At 71.2% G+C, this 15,130-nt stretch carries 13 protein-coding genes and 1 pseudogene; 3 read left to right on the top strand and 11 right to left on the bottom strand.

The annotated features are described in order from the left end of the window. Nucleotides 1–2: 2 nt before the first annotated feature. A pseudogene (locus ACWDA7_RS12885) lies at nucleotides 3–1,221 on the bottom strand (glycoside hydrolase family 10 protein). Nucleotides 1,222–1,394: 173 nt separating this feature from the next. On the opposite strand from ACWDA7_RS12885, the gene ACWDA7_RS12880 reads away from it, so the two are divergent. Together ACWDA7_RS12880 and ACWDA7_RS12875 are read left to right on the top strand one after the other, a co-directional pair. Next, nucleotides 1,395–2,255, top strand: a complete 861-nt coding sequence (locus ACWDA7_RS12880; protein WP_359389783.1) for a 3-hydroxybutyryl-CoA dehydrogenase — start codon at nucleotides 1,395–1,397, stop codon at nucleotides 2,253–2,255. A gap of 220 nt (nucleotides 2,256–2,475) precedes the next feature. Further along, complete coding sequence (locus ACWDA7_RS12875; RefSeq protein ID WP_450604142.1) at nucleotides 2,476–2,733, top strand: hypothetical protein; 258 nt, start codon at nucleotides 2,476–2,478, stop codon at nucleotides 2,731–2,733. Nucleotides 2,734–2,755: 22 nt separating this feature from the next. Here the strand turns inward: ACWDA7_RS12875 and ACWDA7_RS12870 are convergent, their stop codons facing one another. The 9 genes from ACWDA7_RS12870 to infC form a co-directional block, all read right to left on the bottom strand. Beyond that, complete coding sequence (locus tag ACWDA7_RS12870) at nucleotides 2,756–3,301, bottom strand: NUDIX domain-containing protein (protein ID WP_450604141.1); 546 nt, start codon at nucleotides 3,299–3,301, stop codon at nucleotides 2,756–2,758. A gap of 149 nt (nucleotides 3,302–3,450) precedes the next feature. Beyond that, the gene (locus tag ACWDA7_RS12865) at nucleotides 3,451–4,791 is read right to left on the bottom strand and encodes a transcriptional regulator (protein ID WP_450604140.1); all 1,341 of its coding nucleotides are present in this window, start codon (nucleotides 4,789–4,791) and stop codon (nucleotides 3,451–3,453) included. Nucleotides 4,792–5,908: 1,117 nt separating this feature from the next. Further along, a complete protein-coding gene (gene pheT, locus ACWDA7_RS12860; RefSeq protein WP_450604139.1) occupies nucleotides 5,909–8,419 on the bottom strand; it encodes a phenylalanine--tRNA ligase subunit beta in 2,511 nt (836 codons plus the stop codon). Then, nucleotides 8,419–9,543 (bottom strand): phenylalanine--tRNA ligase subunit alpha, encoded by a 1,125-nt coding sequence (pheS, locus tag ACWDA7_RS12855; protein ID WP_450604138.1) that lies wholly within the window; start codon nucleotides 9,541–9,543, stop codon nucleotides 8,419–8,421. The genes pheT and pheS overlap by 1 nt, the downstream gene beginning before the upstream one ends. Nucleotides 9,544–9,763: 220 nt before the next feature. Continuing rightward, nucleotides 9,764–10,915: an ATP-binding protein gene (locus tag ACWDA7_RS12850; protein WP_450604137.1), complete on the bottom strand. Its 1,152-nt coding sequence runs from the start codon at nucleotides 10,913–10,915 to the stop codon at nucleotides 9,764–9,766. Between the two features lie 51 nt (nucleotides 10,916–10,966). Further along, nucleotides 10,967–11,827, bottom strand: a complete 861-nt coding sequence (locus ACWDA7_RS12845; RefSeq protein ID WP_450604136.1) for a TrmH family RNA methyltransferase — start codon at nucleotides 11,825–11,827, stop codon at nucleotides 10,967–10,969. A gap of 147 nt (nucleotides 11,828–11,974) precedes the next feature. Further along, nucleotides 11,975–12,361 (bottom strand): 50S ribosomal protein L20, encoded by a 387-nt coding sequence (rplT, locus tag ACWDA7_RS12840; RefSeq protein ID WP_359389756.1) that lies wholly within the window; start codon nucleotides 12,359–12,361, stop codon nucleotides 11,975–11,977. A gap of 110 nt (nucleotides 12,362–12,471) precedes the next feature. After that, nucleotides 12,472–12,666 (bottom strand): 50S ribosomal protein L35, encoded by a 195-nt coding sequence (rpmI, locus tag ACWDA7_RS12835; RefSeq protein ID WP_003947156.1) that lies wholly within the window; start codon nucleotides 12,664–12,666, stop codon nucleotides 12,472–12,474. A 108-nt stretch (nucleotides 12,667–12,774) separates the two neighbouring features. After that, complete coding sequence (gene infC / locus ACWDA7_RS12830; protein WP_359390237.1) at nucleotides 12,775–13,422, bottom strand: translation initiation factor IF-3; 648 nt, start codon at nucleotides 13,420–13,422, stop codon at nucleotides 12,775–12,777. 429 nt (nucleotides 13,423–13,851) lie between these two features. Here infC and ACWDA7_RS12825 point away from each other — a divergent pair, with 429 nt between their 5' ends. Further along, nucleotides 13,852–14,244 (top strand): DUF1844 domain-containing protein, encoded by a 393-nt coding sequence (locus tag ACWDA7_RS12825; protein ID WP_450604134.1) that lies wholly within the window; start codon nucleotides 13,852–13,854, stop codon nucleotides 14,242–14,244. Nucleotides 14,245–14,307: 63 nt separating this feature from the next. Here ACWDA7_RS12825 and ACWDA7_RS12820 read toward each other — a convergent pair whose 3' ends face one another. Beyond that, a complete protein-coding gene (locus tag ACWDA7_RS12820) occupies nucleotides 14,308–15,039 on the bottom strand; it encodes an SseB family protein (RefSeq protein WP_450604213.1) in 732 nt (243 codons plus the stop codon). Between the last annotated feature and the right edge of the window lie 91 nt (nucleotides 15,040–15,130).

Here is a 15,130-nt window from a genome sequence, read left to right as displayed (position 1 = left end):
GGTCAGCGCGGGGGCTTCGCCGGCTGCTTGTAGTGGTCGGCGGCCACCCGCGCCATCGCGCCGATCGGATCGAGCGCGATGTCCTTGGCGGCGAAGAAGACATGGCCGCGCACCTGCGGGTAGCGGTCGGCCAGAGTCAGGTGCCGGGAGAGCTCCGCCGGGTCCTGCCAGGCGGCGGGCTGCTGGGGGTCACCGGCCTTGTACAGCGCCTCCCCCACGTACAGGCGTACGGCCGTGCCCTGGACGGTCTTCGCCCACCAGCGCACGAGTTCCGCGTAATCGGCCGCGGCGAAGCCGATGTTCCAGTAGATCTGCGGGCAGATGTAGTCCAGCAAGCCGGAGCGCACCCAGGTCCTGGTGTCCGCGTACAGGTCGTCGTACGTCTGGACGCCGGCCCGTGTGGCCGAGCCCCGTGAGTCGGTGGCGGCGTTGCGCCACACCCCGAAGGGGCTGATCCCGAAGCCGGCGGTGGGCCGGACGCGCCGGACGCGGGCCGCGACCTCCTCCACCAGCAGGTCGATGTTGTTCCGGCGCCAGGCCGCCCGGCTCGGGAAGCCGCCGCCGTGTGCGGTGTAGGCCGCGTCGTCATTGAAGGCCTGGCCCGCGACGGGATACGGGTAGAAGTAGTCGTCGAAGTGGACGCCGTCGACCGGATAGCGCTGCACGGCGTCGAGGATCGCGTCCTCGACGAAGGTGCGGACCTGGGGCAGACCGGGGTTGTAGAAGAGCATGCCGCCGTAGGGCACGACCCACCCGGGATTTCTGCGCGCCGGGTGCGAGGGGACGAGCCGCGAGAGGTCGGTGTGGGTGGCGACCCGGTAGGGGTTGAACCAGGCGTGCAGCTGAAGCCCCCCGCGCGTGCGCCTCCTCGATGGCCGTACCCAGCGGGTCCCAGCCCGGGTCCTTGCCCTGGGTGCCGGTGAGGTACTGGGACCAGGGCTCGTGCGTCGAGGGCCACATCGCGTCGGCCGTGGGGCGGACCTGGAAGAAGACCGCGTTCAGCCCGCGCCGGACCGCCGTGTCGAGGTGAGCGCGCAGCTGGGCCTGCTGGACGGCGGGCGACAGGCCGGAGCGGGAGGGCCAGTCACGGTTGAACACGGTCGCGAGCCACATCCCCCGCAGCTCGGTGGTCGCCTGCCGTCGCCTCGGTGCGGCCGCCGCGCCCGTGGTGAAGGCCGACAACGCGGCCACCGCGAACGCCCGTCGTGACAACCGGCTCATCTGCCCCGCCCTCGTACACTGTGGATCCACACCGTCACGGATCGTTACCGCGCCTAAGCATGCACGCACCCTCACGATCGATCATCGATACTTGGGAGTAACGTGCACGAATGGAGCAGGCGACCGGTACCCGAACGGACCTGCCACAGCCGTAGATCAGCGAAAGGGACGATGTGACCGACATCGAACGCGTCGGAGTGGTGGGCTGCGGCCAGATGGGAGCGGGCATCGCCGAGGTGTGCGCCCGTGCCGGACTGGACGTGAAGGTCGCCGAGACCACCGGCGAGGCCCTGGAGATCGGGCGGACCCGCCTGTTCAACTCCCTGTCCAAGGCAGCCGAGCGAGGCAAGATCTCCGAGGAGGAGCGAGAGGCGACGCAGGCGCGCCTCACCTTCACCACCGACCTCGGCGAGTTCGCCGACCGCGACCTGGTGATCGAGGCCGTCGTGGAGAACGAGCAGGTGAAGACCGAGATCTTCCAGGTGCTCGACCAGGTGGTGACCCGCCCCGACGCGATCCTCGCCTCCAACACCTCCTCGATCCCGCTGGTGAAGCTCGCGGTCGCCACCTCGCGTCCGGACCACGTGGTCGGCATCCACTTCTTCAACCCGGCCCCGGTGCAGCAGCTCGTCGAGCTGATCCCGGCCCTCACCACCTCCGAGGGCACCCTCGGCCGGGCGCAGCTGTTCGCGGAGAAGGCCCTCGGCAAGCATGCGATCCGGGCCCAGGACCGCTCGGGCTTCGTGGTCAACGCGCTGCTCGTGCCCTATCTGCTCTCCGCCATCCGGATGTTCGAGTCGGGTATCGCCGGCCGTGAGGACATCGACAACGGCATGGAGATGGGCTGCGCCCACCCGATGGGCCCGCTCAAGCTCTCCGACCTGATCGGCCTGGACACGATCGTCTCCATCGCCAACTCGATGTACGAGGAGTACAAGGAACCCCTGTACGCCGCTCCCCCGCTGCTGCAGCGCATGGTGGAGGCGGGCCGGCTCGGCCGGAAGACGGGTTCGGGCTTCTACACCTACTCCTGATCCCTTCGCAGGCTTCCGCCCTGACGCCTGATCACGGACCGTGGGCCTTCGCCCGGTACGGGCCCGGCACTGTTCGCGGTGCCGGGCCCGCTCCGTTCACACACCGTGTGCGCATCGGACCCGCATATGCCACGCGCACACTCTCCCCACCCGTCCGCCAGGCGAGTTGACTTCTCATGCGCATGCAAGGGATGTGACGACTACGGAAAGGAGCGGACTTGTGACCGTCGACCCCGAGCATCCCGTGGTCCATGGAGATGTCGCAGAGTTACGCCGTCGCCTCGACGTTGCGCAGGCACGGGTGGAGGGAGGACTGGCCCTGCTCAGTCAGCGCGCCGAGCAGACCGCCAAGGATCTCGACGACCTGAGCGAGCGGGTCGTGGCACTGGAGCACACGCGCTGGCCACTGCCCGCGGTAGCCGCCCTCACGGCCGTGGGCGCACTCGTCGTGGCGCTCTGGCAGGCTCTCGCCCACTAGCCGCCGGGACGCCGTACGGGATTCAGGGCACAGCGTCCTGCCCGAGCCTGAGGTGATGCAGGAGGAGCAGCGCGGCTGCCATGTTCGCGGCCGGGACCTCTCCGCGGGCGACCATGTCGGGGACCAGTTTGAGGGACACCCATTCCCGGCGGTCCGACTCGAAGTCGTCCACGGGGTGCCCGACGTACTCGCCCTCGTCGGCCCAGTAGATGTGGTGCCGGGCGTCGGTCAGTCCGTTGGAGGGCTCGACGCTCATGAGATGGCGCAGGGGTCCCGGTCGCCAGCCGGTCTCCTCCTCGAGTTCGCGGGCCGCCGCGGCGGCGATGTCCTCGCCGTCCTCGACGACCCCCGCGGCGAGTTCCCATCCCCAGCTGTCGGTGATGAAGCGGTGCCGCCACAACAGCAGCACCTCGTTGGCCTCGTTGACGACGGTCGCCACTGCGACGGGCCGCAGCCGTATCAGGAAGTGGTCGAGGTGCCGACCGTCCGGCAGCTCGACATCAGCGAGATTGACGCTGAACCAGCGGTTCGCATAGACGGTTTGTTCGTTCTGCTTCGTCCACTGCACGGTTCTGCCACCTTCCACTCAGTAAGTGGCAATATCGCAGCAGGAGCGTCCACGCAGCAGGCGCACAGCGATGCATCCCCGGCGCGGCGGCAGGCGCGACCGTCCGCGCCGAGGGGCCGGCACCCGCATCCGGTGTGGTGGGAGCGGGTCTACAGCGGTACGCGCAGTGCGCCGTCGATGAGTTCGGCCGCGTCAGCCGTTCCCGCACCGCCGCTTCGTACCAGGTGCTCGCGTACCGCCCGCAGTCTCTCGCGCAGACGCATGGACTCCATTCCCCGGGCCCGCTCCGCCATCTCGACCGCGGTGGCCACCGCCTTGTCGGCGTTGCCCTGGCGCAGCTCGATCTGACTGAGCATGGCGAGCCGGTGCACCCGGCCGCGGTCGTGCGCGGGAGTGCCGACGGCGGCCGCCGCGTGCTCCCCTGCCGCCGTCAGATCGCCGAGGCTGAGCAGCGCCTCCGCGACCTGCACGTTGACGAGGCCGGGCTGGACATAGCCGGTCTCGTCCGGCTCGTATCCGCGCCTGATCCGTTCGGCCGCCGACTCGGCCCGCCGGATGCACGACAGCGCGCCCGTGGCGTCGCCGAGGTGCGCGTACGCCTTCGCCTGCATCGCGTACAGGTCCGACGCCAGCGCTGGAGTGATCTGCTTGCCCGCGGCGCGCAGCGCTGCCTCGGCGAACGCGACGGCCTGCCGGTACTCCTTCATGAACAGCGACTGGTTGACCAGCAGCGCTATCACATACGCGCCAAGCCCCCGGTCACCGCTGGCCTTGGCCAGACGCAGGGCCTGGTGGAAGTAGCGCTGGGCCAGGCCGTGGGCGTCCGAGTCGTAGGCGCAGATGCCGGCGATCGCCACCAGGCCGCCGGTGGCGCGGTGCAACTGGCGGCCCATCTCGTCGGTGTAACTGCCGCGCAGCAGGGGCGCCGTCTCGGAGTTGAGGAAGCCGACGATGCGGCTGCGGGTCGCGACGCCGCCCGCCTTGCGGTACATCAGCTCGTAGTGGGCGCGAGCGGACCGCAGCGTCTCGATGTCGGTCGGGGTGACCCGGTGCCTGCCTCCGCGTGAGACGTCCACGTCCTCGGGCGGGTTCTCCCACTCCCACACGGGCATCACGGCGGGCGTACCGGTGACGGCGGGCGCGCCCAGGATGTGCGGGCGCTGCTGCTCGTCGGAGCGCCACAGGGCGGTGGCCCGTTCGACGAAACCGGACAGGCCGGAGCCTTGCGGGGCGGCCGGTTCGCCGGGCACGCCGAGGCCGATGTCGTCGAGCGTCACCGGGCGGTGCAGCCGGGCGGCGACGACCTCGCAGATCAGGTCCGGCACCTGACCGCGCGGACGCTGGCCCTTCAACCAGCGTGCCACGGCGGTGTGTTCGTATCTGAGTGCAAGGCCGCGGGCCCGCCCTGCCTGGTTGACGTGCGCGGCCAGTCCCGCGTGGGATATCCCGGCCTCGTCGAGGATCGCGTCGAGCAGAGTGTTGGGCTGCATGGGTGCCCCCCGGTGGCTTCGTCTCGACAGCGTAGTGCGTTCGGATTCACACGGGGTGTGAACGAAGTGCGCGAAGCCGGGCTGTGCGCGCGCTGCCGCAGTGTGTTTCCGGCCGCTTGACTTGAATCCCTCGTAAGAGGCCGGCCGGGCCGCCGGCTCCCCCTCGTACAGTGCGGCGGTCCGATTCCGCGCCGTCCGTCCCGCTGCCTGCCCGACACTCCGTGGCGGGGCGGACGGCGCGGCCGTGGTGCACAGGAGCGCGCGGGGAGGCGCGGGTCCGGCCGCGAGCGGTCCGCGGCCGGACAGCCACGCGTTCCGTCGGCGCCGGCGCCGCCCAAACGAGCCGGGGCGCGCGACACCTGGCGCGGCATCGCGGCATGGCCGGGTCATCCGGGTGCGCCCCACGGGGAAGTTCCCCCCGTGGGGCGCACCGCACCGGACAACGCGCAACGATCCGACCACGAGGGGCCGGACCCGTCTTACTCCGCAGCGTGGCCCCTGTCCGTTCGGTGGCGGTCACGCCGGAGCGCAGGGCGCCTGGCCGCATTGCCGGTACAACCAAGTGCGCCCTACGAGGGGAACCCCCGCGGATCCGACCGCGAGGGGCAGGACCGCGCCCAACTCCGCAGCATGGCCTGCCTGCTCGACGGCCGGCGCGACCGCGGCACACGACGCCCGCCACGGCACATCACCGCGTCGCCGGATCATCCGAGTGCGGCCCACGAGGGAAGACCGCCGAGGGGCGCCCCCCAACGGAGAACGCGCACCGACCCGACCGCGAAGGGCGGGACCCCGCCCAACTCCGCAGCCTGGCCCAACCCGTTCAGCGTCGGCGCGACCGCGGCGCACCGCACCGCGCCGCAGCCCCAGATGAACCAAGTGCGCCCCACGAGGGGGAATCCCCCATGGTGCGCGCCCCAACGGACAACGGGCACCGATCCCACCGCGAAGGGCGGGACCCCGCCCAACTCCGCAGCATCGCCCGCCCACTCAGCCGTCAAGGCGACCGCACCGCAGCCCCACACGAACCAAGTGCGCCCCACGAGGGAAGATCCCTCGTGGGGCGCACCGCATCAAACGTCGTGCGACGATCCGACCGCGGCGGGTCGGACCCCGCCTAGCTCCGCAGTGTGGCACCCGTCCGCTCGGCCGCCAGGGCGACCGCGGCGTCGCGGGCCGCGGAGGCCTCGTCGACGGTCAGCGTCCGGTCGGGGGCGCGGAAGCGCAGCGCGTACGCCAGCGACTTCTTGCCCTCTCCGAGCTGCTCGCTCTCGTAGACGTCGAACAGCCGCAGGGACTCCAGCAGCTCGCCGGCGCCCTCGCGCAGTGCGGCCTCGACGTCCGCGTGCGGGACGTTCCCGTCGACGACCAGCGCGACGTCCTGGGTGGCGACCGGGAAGGTCGAGATCCGGGGGCCCTTCACCGGGCCGCTGCCCGACTGCTCCAGGACGTCCAGGTTCAGTTCCATCGCGCAGGTGCGCTCGGGCAGACCCAGGGTCTTCAGGACGCCGGGGTGCAGCTCACCGGCGTACCCGACGACCTGCTCGGTCCCGTCGGTCACCACGGCCAGTTCGGCGCAGCGACCGGGGTGCCAGGGACCGTACTGGCCCTTGCGGACGACGAGGTCGGCCCCCACCTCACGGGCGACGGCACGCGCGGCCTCGATGGCGTCGGCCCAGTCGGCCGGGCGGCCCTTGCCCCACCAACCGACCTGCTCCCGGGCGCCCGCGAGGACCACGGCGATGTGCCGGGGCTGCTCGGGCAGCGCTGCCGTGAGCGAGGCGATCTCCTCGTCGGTCGGGCGGCGGTCGACGGGCAGGCGCGAGGCGACGCGCTGCTCCGCGCGCGGGTGGAAGACCAGCCCGGTCTCGAAGAGCGCCAGGTCGTGCGAGCCGCGGCCGTCGTTGCGGCGCAGCGCGCCGAGCAGGCCCGGCAGCAGCGTCGTACGGAGGGCGGGCTCCTCGTCCGAGAGCGGGTTGACCAGCTTGACGACCCGGCGGTTCGGGTCGTCGGCGGCCAGGCCGAACTGGTCGAAGATCTGCTCGCCGATGAACGGGTAGTTCGGCGCCTCGACATAGCCGGCACCGGACAGCGCGCGGCCGACACGGCGGTGCAGCCGCTGCCGCTCGGTCAGGCCACGGCCCGCCGGGGGCTTGGGCAGCGTGGAGGGCAGGTTCTCGTAGCCCTCCAGCCGGATGACCTCCTCGGCCAGGTCGTTCGGGTCGGTCAGGTCGGGCCGCCAGGACGGAACGGTGACGATCAGCTCGTCCTGCCCGTAGACGTCGCAGCCGACCTCCTGGAGCCGCCGTACGACGGTCTCGCGGCCGTAGTCGACGCCCGCCACCTTGTCCGGGTGGTTCGCCGGAATGGTGATGGTGCGCGGCGCGGACGGCGCGATGACCTCGGTGACCCCGGCCTCGGCGGTACCGCTCCCGAGCAGCACCAGCAGGTCGACCGTGCGCTGGGCGGCGGCGGGCGCGGCCAGCGGGTCGACACCGCGCTCGAAGCGCCGGGACGCCTCGGAGGCCAGCTTGTGGCGGCGGGCCGTACGCGCGATCGAGATCGCGTCGAAGTGGGCCGCCTCGATGACGACGTCGGTGGTGCCGCCGGACTCGTGCTGGTGGTCGGCGATCTCCGTGTTGGCGCCGCCCATGACACCGGCGAGGCCGATCGGGCCTCGGTCGTCCGTGATCACCAGGTCCTCGGAGTCCAGCGTGCGCGTGACGCCGTCGAGGGTGGTGAGCTGCTCGCCCTGCTCGGCCCGGCGCACGCCGATCGTGCCCTGGATGAGGGAACGGTCGTACGCGTGCAGGGGCTGGCCCAGCTCGATCATCACGTAGTTGGTGATGTCGACGGCCAGGGAGACCGGGCGCATGCCCGCCTTCTGCAGCCGGCGCTGCAGCCAGATCGGGGAGCGCGCCTCGGGCTCGATCCCGGTCACCGTACGCGCAGTGAAACGGTCGCAGCCGAGCGGCTCGGAGACCTGCACCGGGTAGCCGGAGGCGTTCGGCGCCGGGACGTCGATCAGCGCCGGGTCGCGCAGCGGCAGACCGTAGGCGATGGCGGCCTCCCGGGCGATGCCGCGCAGCGACAGCGCGTAGCCGCGGTCCGGGGTGACGGCGATGTCGAGCACCTCGTCGACCAGCTCGAGCAGTTCGATCGCGTCGATGCCGACCTCGGTCTCGGGCGGCAGCACGATGATGCCCTTGCTGCCGTCGTCGCCCATGCCCAGTTCGTCGCTGGAGCAGATCATGCCGTGCGAGGTCCTGCCGTACGTCTTGCGCGCGGCGATCGAGAAGCCGCCGGGCAGCACGGCGCCCGGCAGGACCACGACGACCTTGTCGCCGACGGAGAAGTTGCGGGCGCCGCAGACGATCTCCTGCGGCTCACCCGTGCCGTTGGCCTGGCCGACGTCGACCGTGCAGAACCGGATCGGCTTCTTGAAGCCCTCCAGCTCCTCGATGGACAGCACCTGGCCGACGGCCAGCGGGCCCTTGAGGTCGGCGCCGAGCTGCTCGACGGTCTCGACCTCGAGACCGACCGAAATGAGCTTGGCCTGGACGTCGCGCCCGGTCTGAGTCGCCGGCAGGTCGACGTACTCCCGCAGCCAAGAAAGCGGGACCCGCATCAGATCTCCATCCCGAAGGGCCGGGTGAACCTGACGTCACCCTCGACCATGTCTCGCATGTCTTCGACGTTGTGGCGGAACATCAGCATCCGCTCGATACCGAACCCGAAGGCGAATCCGCTGTACTTCTCGGGGTCCACGCCGCAGGCGACGAGCACCCGCGGGTTGACCATGCCGCAGCCGCCGAGCTCGATCCAGCCCTCGCTGGAGCAGGTGCGGCAGGGCCGGTCCGGGTTGCCGACGGACTCGCCCTTGCAGACGTAGCAGAGCATGTCCATCTCGGCGGACGGCTCGGTGAAGGGGAAGTAGTTCGGCCGCAGCCGGGTCTTCATGTCCGGCCCGAAGAGCGACTGGACCATATGGTCCATCGTGCCCTTGAGGTCGGCCATGGTCAGGCCCTCGTCGACGGCCAGCAGCTCGATCTGGTGGAAGACCGGGGTGTGAGTGGCGTCCAGCTCGTCGGTGCGGTACACACGGCCGGGGCAGACGATGTAGACGGGGGGCTCGCGGTCGAGCAGGGAGCGGGCCTGGACCGGCGAGGTGTGCGTGCGCAGCACCACACCGGACTCGCCGTGGTCGCCCTTGGGGCCCTCGACGAAGAAGGTGTCCTGCATCTGCCGGGCCGGGTGGTCGGGGCCGAAGTTCAGGGCGTCGAAGTTGAACCACTCCGCCTCTACCTCGGGGCCCTCGGCGACCTCGTACCCCATGGACACGAAGACGTCCGCGACCCGCTCCATGAACGTGGTCAGCGGGTGCCGTGCGCCGGCCGGTACGCGGTCGTAGGGCAGGGTGACGTCCACCGACTCCTCGACCAGCACGCGGGCGTCCCGCTCGGCCTCCAGCTCGGCCTGGCGGGCGGCGAGCGCCTTGTTCACGGCGCCGCGGGCCATACCGACACGCTTGCCGGCGTCGGCCTTGGCGTGCGGGGGCAGGGCGCCGATCTCGCGGTTGGCGAGGGCCAGCGGCGAGGCGGGGCCGGTGTGGGCGACCTTGGCCTCGTGGAGCGCGTCGAGGGAGTCCGCGGCGCCGAAGGCGGCGAGCGCCTCGTCCCGCATGCGCTCGATCTCTTCCGGTTTCAAGGCCTCGACCTCGACAGGGTCGTACGACTTATTGGGTGCCGACATCTCTTCCCGTGCTTCCGATTGGCTGGCTGAAGGTCCCCGTCACTGGTCCTGACACTGGTCCGATGACACTTTCCGATGACGAATCGTCGCCGACTTCGGGACGCAAAGGTGCCAAAGGCCGAGTCTAACGGGGTGGGAGCGGCAACCGGGCCGAGTGTCCACGAGGCGGCCGGACGGCGGCTCCCTGAAAGTGCGGAGGAGCCCGTGGGCCTCGGCGGCGTTACAGGAGGTACGCCGGTGTGCCCACGGGCAGGCTAAATCGGAACTCGGCCCCGCCACCGCGGGCGCGGCCGACCGTGATGGTTCCGCCGTGGGCCTCGACGATGCCCTTGACGATGTAGAGCCCGAGACCCGTACCGCCGCGCTTGCTGCCCCGCCAGAAGCGGGTGAAGACGCGGTTCATGGATTCCTCCGGGATGCCGGGGCCCTCGTCGCTCACCGTGACCGACGTGGCGGTGTTCTCGTCGCTCCCCCCGTCCCCCGCTTCGCGCCGGGACACCGAGGGGGTGATGTCAATGGTGACGGTTCCCTCGCCGTGGCGCACGGCGTTTTCGATCAGGTTGCTCAGCACCTGGTCGATCTTGTCGGGGTCGGCCCAGAGGGCGGGCAGCGGGTGCTCCATGCGCAGCAGGAAGCGGTCGGCGGGCTGGCCGGCGGCGACATACGCCTGGATGTGCCGTCCGACCGCCGCCCCCATGTCGACGGGCTGGCGGCGCAGCTCCAGCCGCCCGGAGTCGATCCGGGAGATGTCCAGCAGTTCGGCGATGAGCCGGGTGACGCGGTCGGCGTCGGCGTCGACGGTCTCCAGCATCAGCCGCTTCTGGTCGTCGGTGAAGCGGTCCCACTTGGCGAGCAGGGTGGCCGTGAAGCCCTTGACGGAGGTGAGGGGCGAGCGCAGTTCATGGGCCACCGTGGCGATCAGCTCGGCGTGGCTGCGCTCGGTGCGACGTCGCGCCTCGGTGTCCCGGAGGCACACGACGACGCGGCGGATGGGTCCGGTGGGGTAGGTCCGTACGTAGTGCGCCGACACGAGCACTTCCCGCCCGCCGGGCAGCAGCAGGTTGCGCTCCGGCTGCCGGACCCGGATGGCGAGGCCGCCGTACGGATCGGTCAGCTGCCACCAGCGCCGCCCCTCCAGGTCCTCCAGCGGCAGCACATGGTCGAGCCGCCGGCCGAGGGCCTCCACGGCGGGCAGGGCGGTGATGCGGCCGGCCGCGGCGTTGAAGCAGATCACCAGGCCGCGCTCGTCGGCGACGACGAGTCCGTCGGGCAGTTCGTCCGAGTCGATGCCGAGCCCGGCGAGATCACCGGGCTCGGCGGCGGGCGTGCGGCCCGCTTCACGTGCTCCCGGTGCCCTGCTCGTGCCGATCATGCCCGTACCCCACCTCTCGTCGGGAGGCGCACCCCCGAGCCCGCCACCCTACTAGCCGGATGTGACGGAACGGCACCCTCCGGCCGCGCGCTGTGCACGCGCCGACGCATAGAGACATACGGCGGCGGCGGTCGCGAGGTTCAGGCTCTCGGCCTTTCCGTGGATCGGCACCCGCACCACGGCGTCGGCGAGCGTCCGGGTCTCCTCCGGCAGCCCCCAGGCCTCGTTGCCGAAGACCCAGGCGGTGGGGCCGCCCATGGTGCCCTTGTCGAGCTCGTCGTCGAGGTCGTGCTGCCCCGCGCCGTCGGCGGCCAGGATCCGCACCCCGGCGCCCTTCAGCCCGGCGACGGCGTGCTCGACGGGGACGCCGACGGCCACCGGCAGATGGAAGAGGGAGCCGACGGAAGCGCGGACCGCCTTGGGGTTGTACAGATCGACGGAGGCGTCGGTGAGGACGACGGCCTCGGCACCGGCGGCGTCCGCGCAGCGCAGAACGGTCCCGGCGTTCCCGGGGTCGCGCACATGGGCGAGGACGGCGACCAGCGTGGGGCGTGCCTCGAGGATCTCGTCGAAGGGCGTGTCGAGGAACCGGCAGATCCCGACGAGGCCCTGCGGGGTGACGGTGGTGGAGATGTCGGCGATCACGTCCTCGGTCGCGAGGTGCACCCGCGCCCCGGCGTCACGGGACTCCCCCACGATGTCGGCGTACCGCTCCGCGGCTTCGACGGTGGCGAACAGCTCGACGAGGGTGGGCCGGCCCTCGGCGCGGTGCGCGGCGGCCTCCCGTACGGCCTGCGGCCCCTCCGCGAGAAACAGCCGCTCCTTCCCCCGGAAGCTCCGCTTGGCGAGCCGCCGCGCGGCGCTGACGCGGGGGGAACGGGGGGAGATCAGCTCGGGGGTGGCGGGGGCCATGGTGTTCACTTCCGGGGGTTCAGGAGTCCGTCTGCGCGCGGCGGCGATCCACGGAGCGGCGGATGTGTCGTCTTCGGAACGCAGTCGGACCCGCAGGCTGCGAAGCCTGCGGGTCCGTGGTCACGTCGGCTCGGGCCGGCGCAGCGGTCAGGCGGCCGCCTTCGGGGCGTTCACATCCGCCGGCAGCGCCTTCTGCGCGACCTCGACGAGCGCGGCGAACGCGCCGGCGTCGTTGACGGCCAGCTCGGCCAGGATCTTGCGGTCGACCTCGACGTTCGCGGCCTTCAGACCCTGGATGAAGCGGTTGTAGGTGATGCCGTTGGCGCGGGCAGCGGCGTTGATGCGCTGGATCCACAGCTGACGGAAGTCGCCCTTGCGCTTCTTGCGGTCGTTGTAGTTGTAGACCAGCGAGTGGGTGACCTGCTCCTTGGCCTTGCGGTACAGGCGCGAACGCTGACCGCGGTAGCCGGAGGCCTGCTCGAGGATCGCCCGGCGCTTCTTGTGGGCGTTGACTGCCCGCTTGACGCGTGCCACTTTTTAACTCCTTGTAGCGGGGCCGCGGTTGAACTCACGCGGCCCGGAATCGATTGGGTCCCGGTCCAGACGTGCGGCGCGAAGGGATCAGAGGATCCGGCGCCGCCGCGTCACTTGCCGAGAAGCTTCTTGATCTTCTTGGCGTCGCCCGGGGCCATCTCGGCGTTGCCGGTGAGGCGACGCGTCAGACGGGACGACTTGTGCTCGAGCAGGTGGCGCTTGCCGGCGCGCTCGCGGAGCACCTTGCCGGAGCCGGTGATCTTGAAGCGCTTGCTGGCACCGCTGTGCGACTTGTTCTTCGGCATAGCGCCGTTCTCTCCTCGTCGGTGGCGCTCCGGTGCCCGGTCACTGAAACCGGGCACGTTGGAGCGTCGCTCTTGTATCGGTTGGTCCTGGGACTGACGTCCCGGGGGTCACGCCTCGGCGGAAGCCTCGGCCGGGGCCTCGGTGGTCTCGGGCTCGGCGGCGTTCTGCGAGCGGCCCGGGTGGGCCTTCGCCTCGGCCTTGCGAGCCTCCTGCGCCTGACGAGCCTCGGCCATGGCCTCGGTCTTCTTCTTGTGCGGACCGAGAACCATGATCATGTTCCGGCCGTCCTGCTTCGGGTTCGACTCGACGAAGCCGAGGTCCTGGACGTCCTCCGCGAGACGCTGCAGCAGCCGGTAGCCCAGTTCGGGCCGGGACTGCTCGCGACCGCGGAACATGATCGTGATCTTGACCTTGTCGCCCTGCTTGAGGAACCGGACGACGTGACCCTTTTTGGTGTCATAGTCGTGCGGGTCGATCTTCGGCCGGAGCTTCATCTCCTTGATGACCGTGTGCGCCTGGTTCTTGCGCGCCTCACGGGCCTTCATGGCCGACTCGTACTTGAACTTCCCGTAGTCCATGAGCTTGCAGACGGGCGGACGGGCGTTCGCCGCGACCTCGACCAGGTCCAGGTCGTACTCCTGCGCAAGCTCCAGGGCCTTGGCAAGCGGCACAATGCCCACCTGCTCGCCACTGGGACCGACAAGTCGCACCTCGGGAACGCGAATCCGGTCGTTGATGCGGGGCTCGGTGCTGATGGATCCTCCTCGGTAGCACCATCACGACCGTCTGGCGGACAGCCGCATATGTCTGGTTGACATGGGACCCAACCATCGCGGCGCATGAAAAATGCCCCGGACGGTACACAGGCGGGGCTCCAAAGATTCCGGAGCACCGCCGCGGGTGGACCGCGGGGCGCGCATTCGGGCGACTCCACCGTCCGTACGGAACGGTGGTGGCCGCCTGACCGGTGACCCGCCGTCCCGGAGGACGGTCAGGTGGGAGATCGGAGCCTCCACTTGTGGGCCGGGCACTGCCATGTCCGGCCGGTCGTCACACAAGGTTAGCAGCTCCCCGGGAGTGGTGCGAACCGGCGTGCACCGGGCATCTGCCGCCCCGCCCCCGAGGCCGCCTCCCCTGCCCTCCCGGGAGCGGAGAGGCATCTGCCGGGGCCTATCGTGAGGGACATGAGTGACACCCCCGAGGAATCCCCGGCCGCCACTGAGTCCCCGGCCGCCGACGAGAACCGCGACTTCGACGCCATGGCCCGTGACATCGCGGAGGTCCCCGCGGTCGAGGTGATCGTCACGATCGCCGTCAACCTGATGAGCGCCGCCGCCGTGAAGCTCGGGCTGACCGAGGAAGGCGACAAGTACAAGGACCTGGACGAGGCCCGCAAGCTGGTGCACGCCCTCGCCGGGCTGCTCGACGCGAGCGCGACGGAGATCAGCTCCTTCCACGCGGCTCCCCTGCGCGACGGCCTCAAGTCGCTCCAGCTCGCCTTCCGCGAGGCGTCGGTCGTCCCGGACGAGCCGGGCCAGGGCCCCGGCGAGAAGTACACGGGGGCGGTGTACGGCTAGACGGCCGGACCGCATGGGCCCGGCAGGGTCTTCGCACCCCGCTCCGCCCCGGGAGCGGAACCGTCAGGAACGCACGTAGAAGGGCTCGCCCGGAGGCGTCGCCCCGGCCGGCAGTACTGCCAGGTCGAGGCCGCGCACCAGGCGGGCCCTCAGTGTGTCGTCGGCGGCCATGCGCTGTGCCACCGCGCGGGCGGCCTCGGCCGGGGGCGCGGACGGGTCCAGGACGAGCGCCAGGGTGCCGTCGGCCTGCCCCGCGCCGAGGTAGGCGCGCAGCACGGCGGGCTCGGCGGCGACGGCGGCCCGCACCGCCGCGGTCACGGCCGGGTCGGCGAGCGGATCGGTCGTCGTGCGCCCCTCCGCGAGGGCGAGCAGCGCGGGGCCCGTGAGTTCGAACGGCACCGGTCCCGACAGGTCCAGCACGATGGTGTCGGCCTTCTCGTGCACGGCGGCCTGCAGGGCCTGGTGCAGCGGGACGGCGACGGGGCGGGCCGCCGGGTCCCAGCGGGCCAGCGACTCGGTTGAGGTGAAGGCGGGCAGGGCGGTGCGGCTGCCGGCCTTCAGCGTCGGCACGGCCATCTCGCTGGTCTTCTCGCGGCGCAGCCCGTTCTCGTCCTCCTCCGTCTCTCCAAGGATCGCGACGACGGGAACCAGCAGCCGTGCGCCCTTGAGCGCCTCCAGAACGGGCCCGACGGCGGCGCGGTCCTCGGCCCACGCGGTGAGCGCCGCGCTCAGCCGCGGATCGGCGCTGCCGTCGTCGTCGGAGAAGCCGGAGTCGGGAATGTTCTTGTTCGCCACGGTCACCGACCCTATCGGGGGGCCTTTGCCGCGCTTGTGCCGGCCCTGCGGCACGGCGGCCATGCGGTTCACGGGTTTCTCAGACATTGCT

This window comes from Streptomyces sp. NPDC001156 (assembly GCF_053598275.1).
This window is presented reverse-complemented; position numbering and strand designations above follow the sequence as displayed.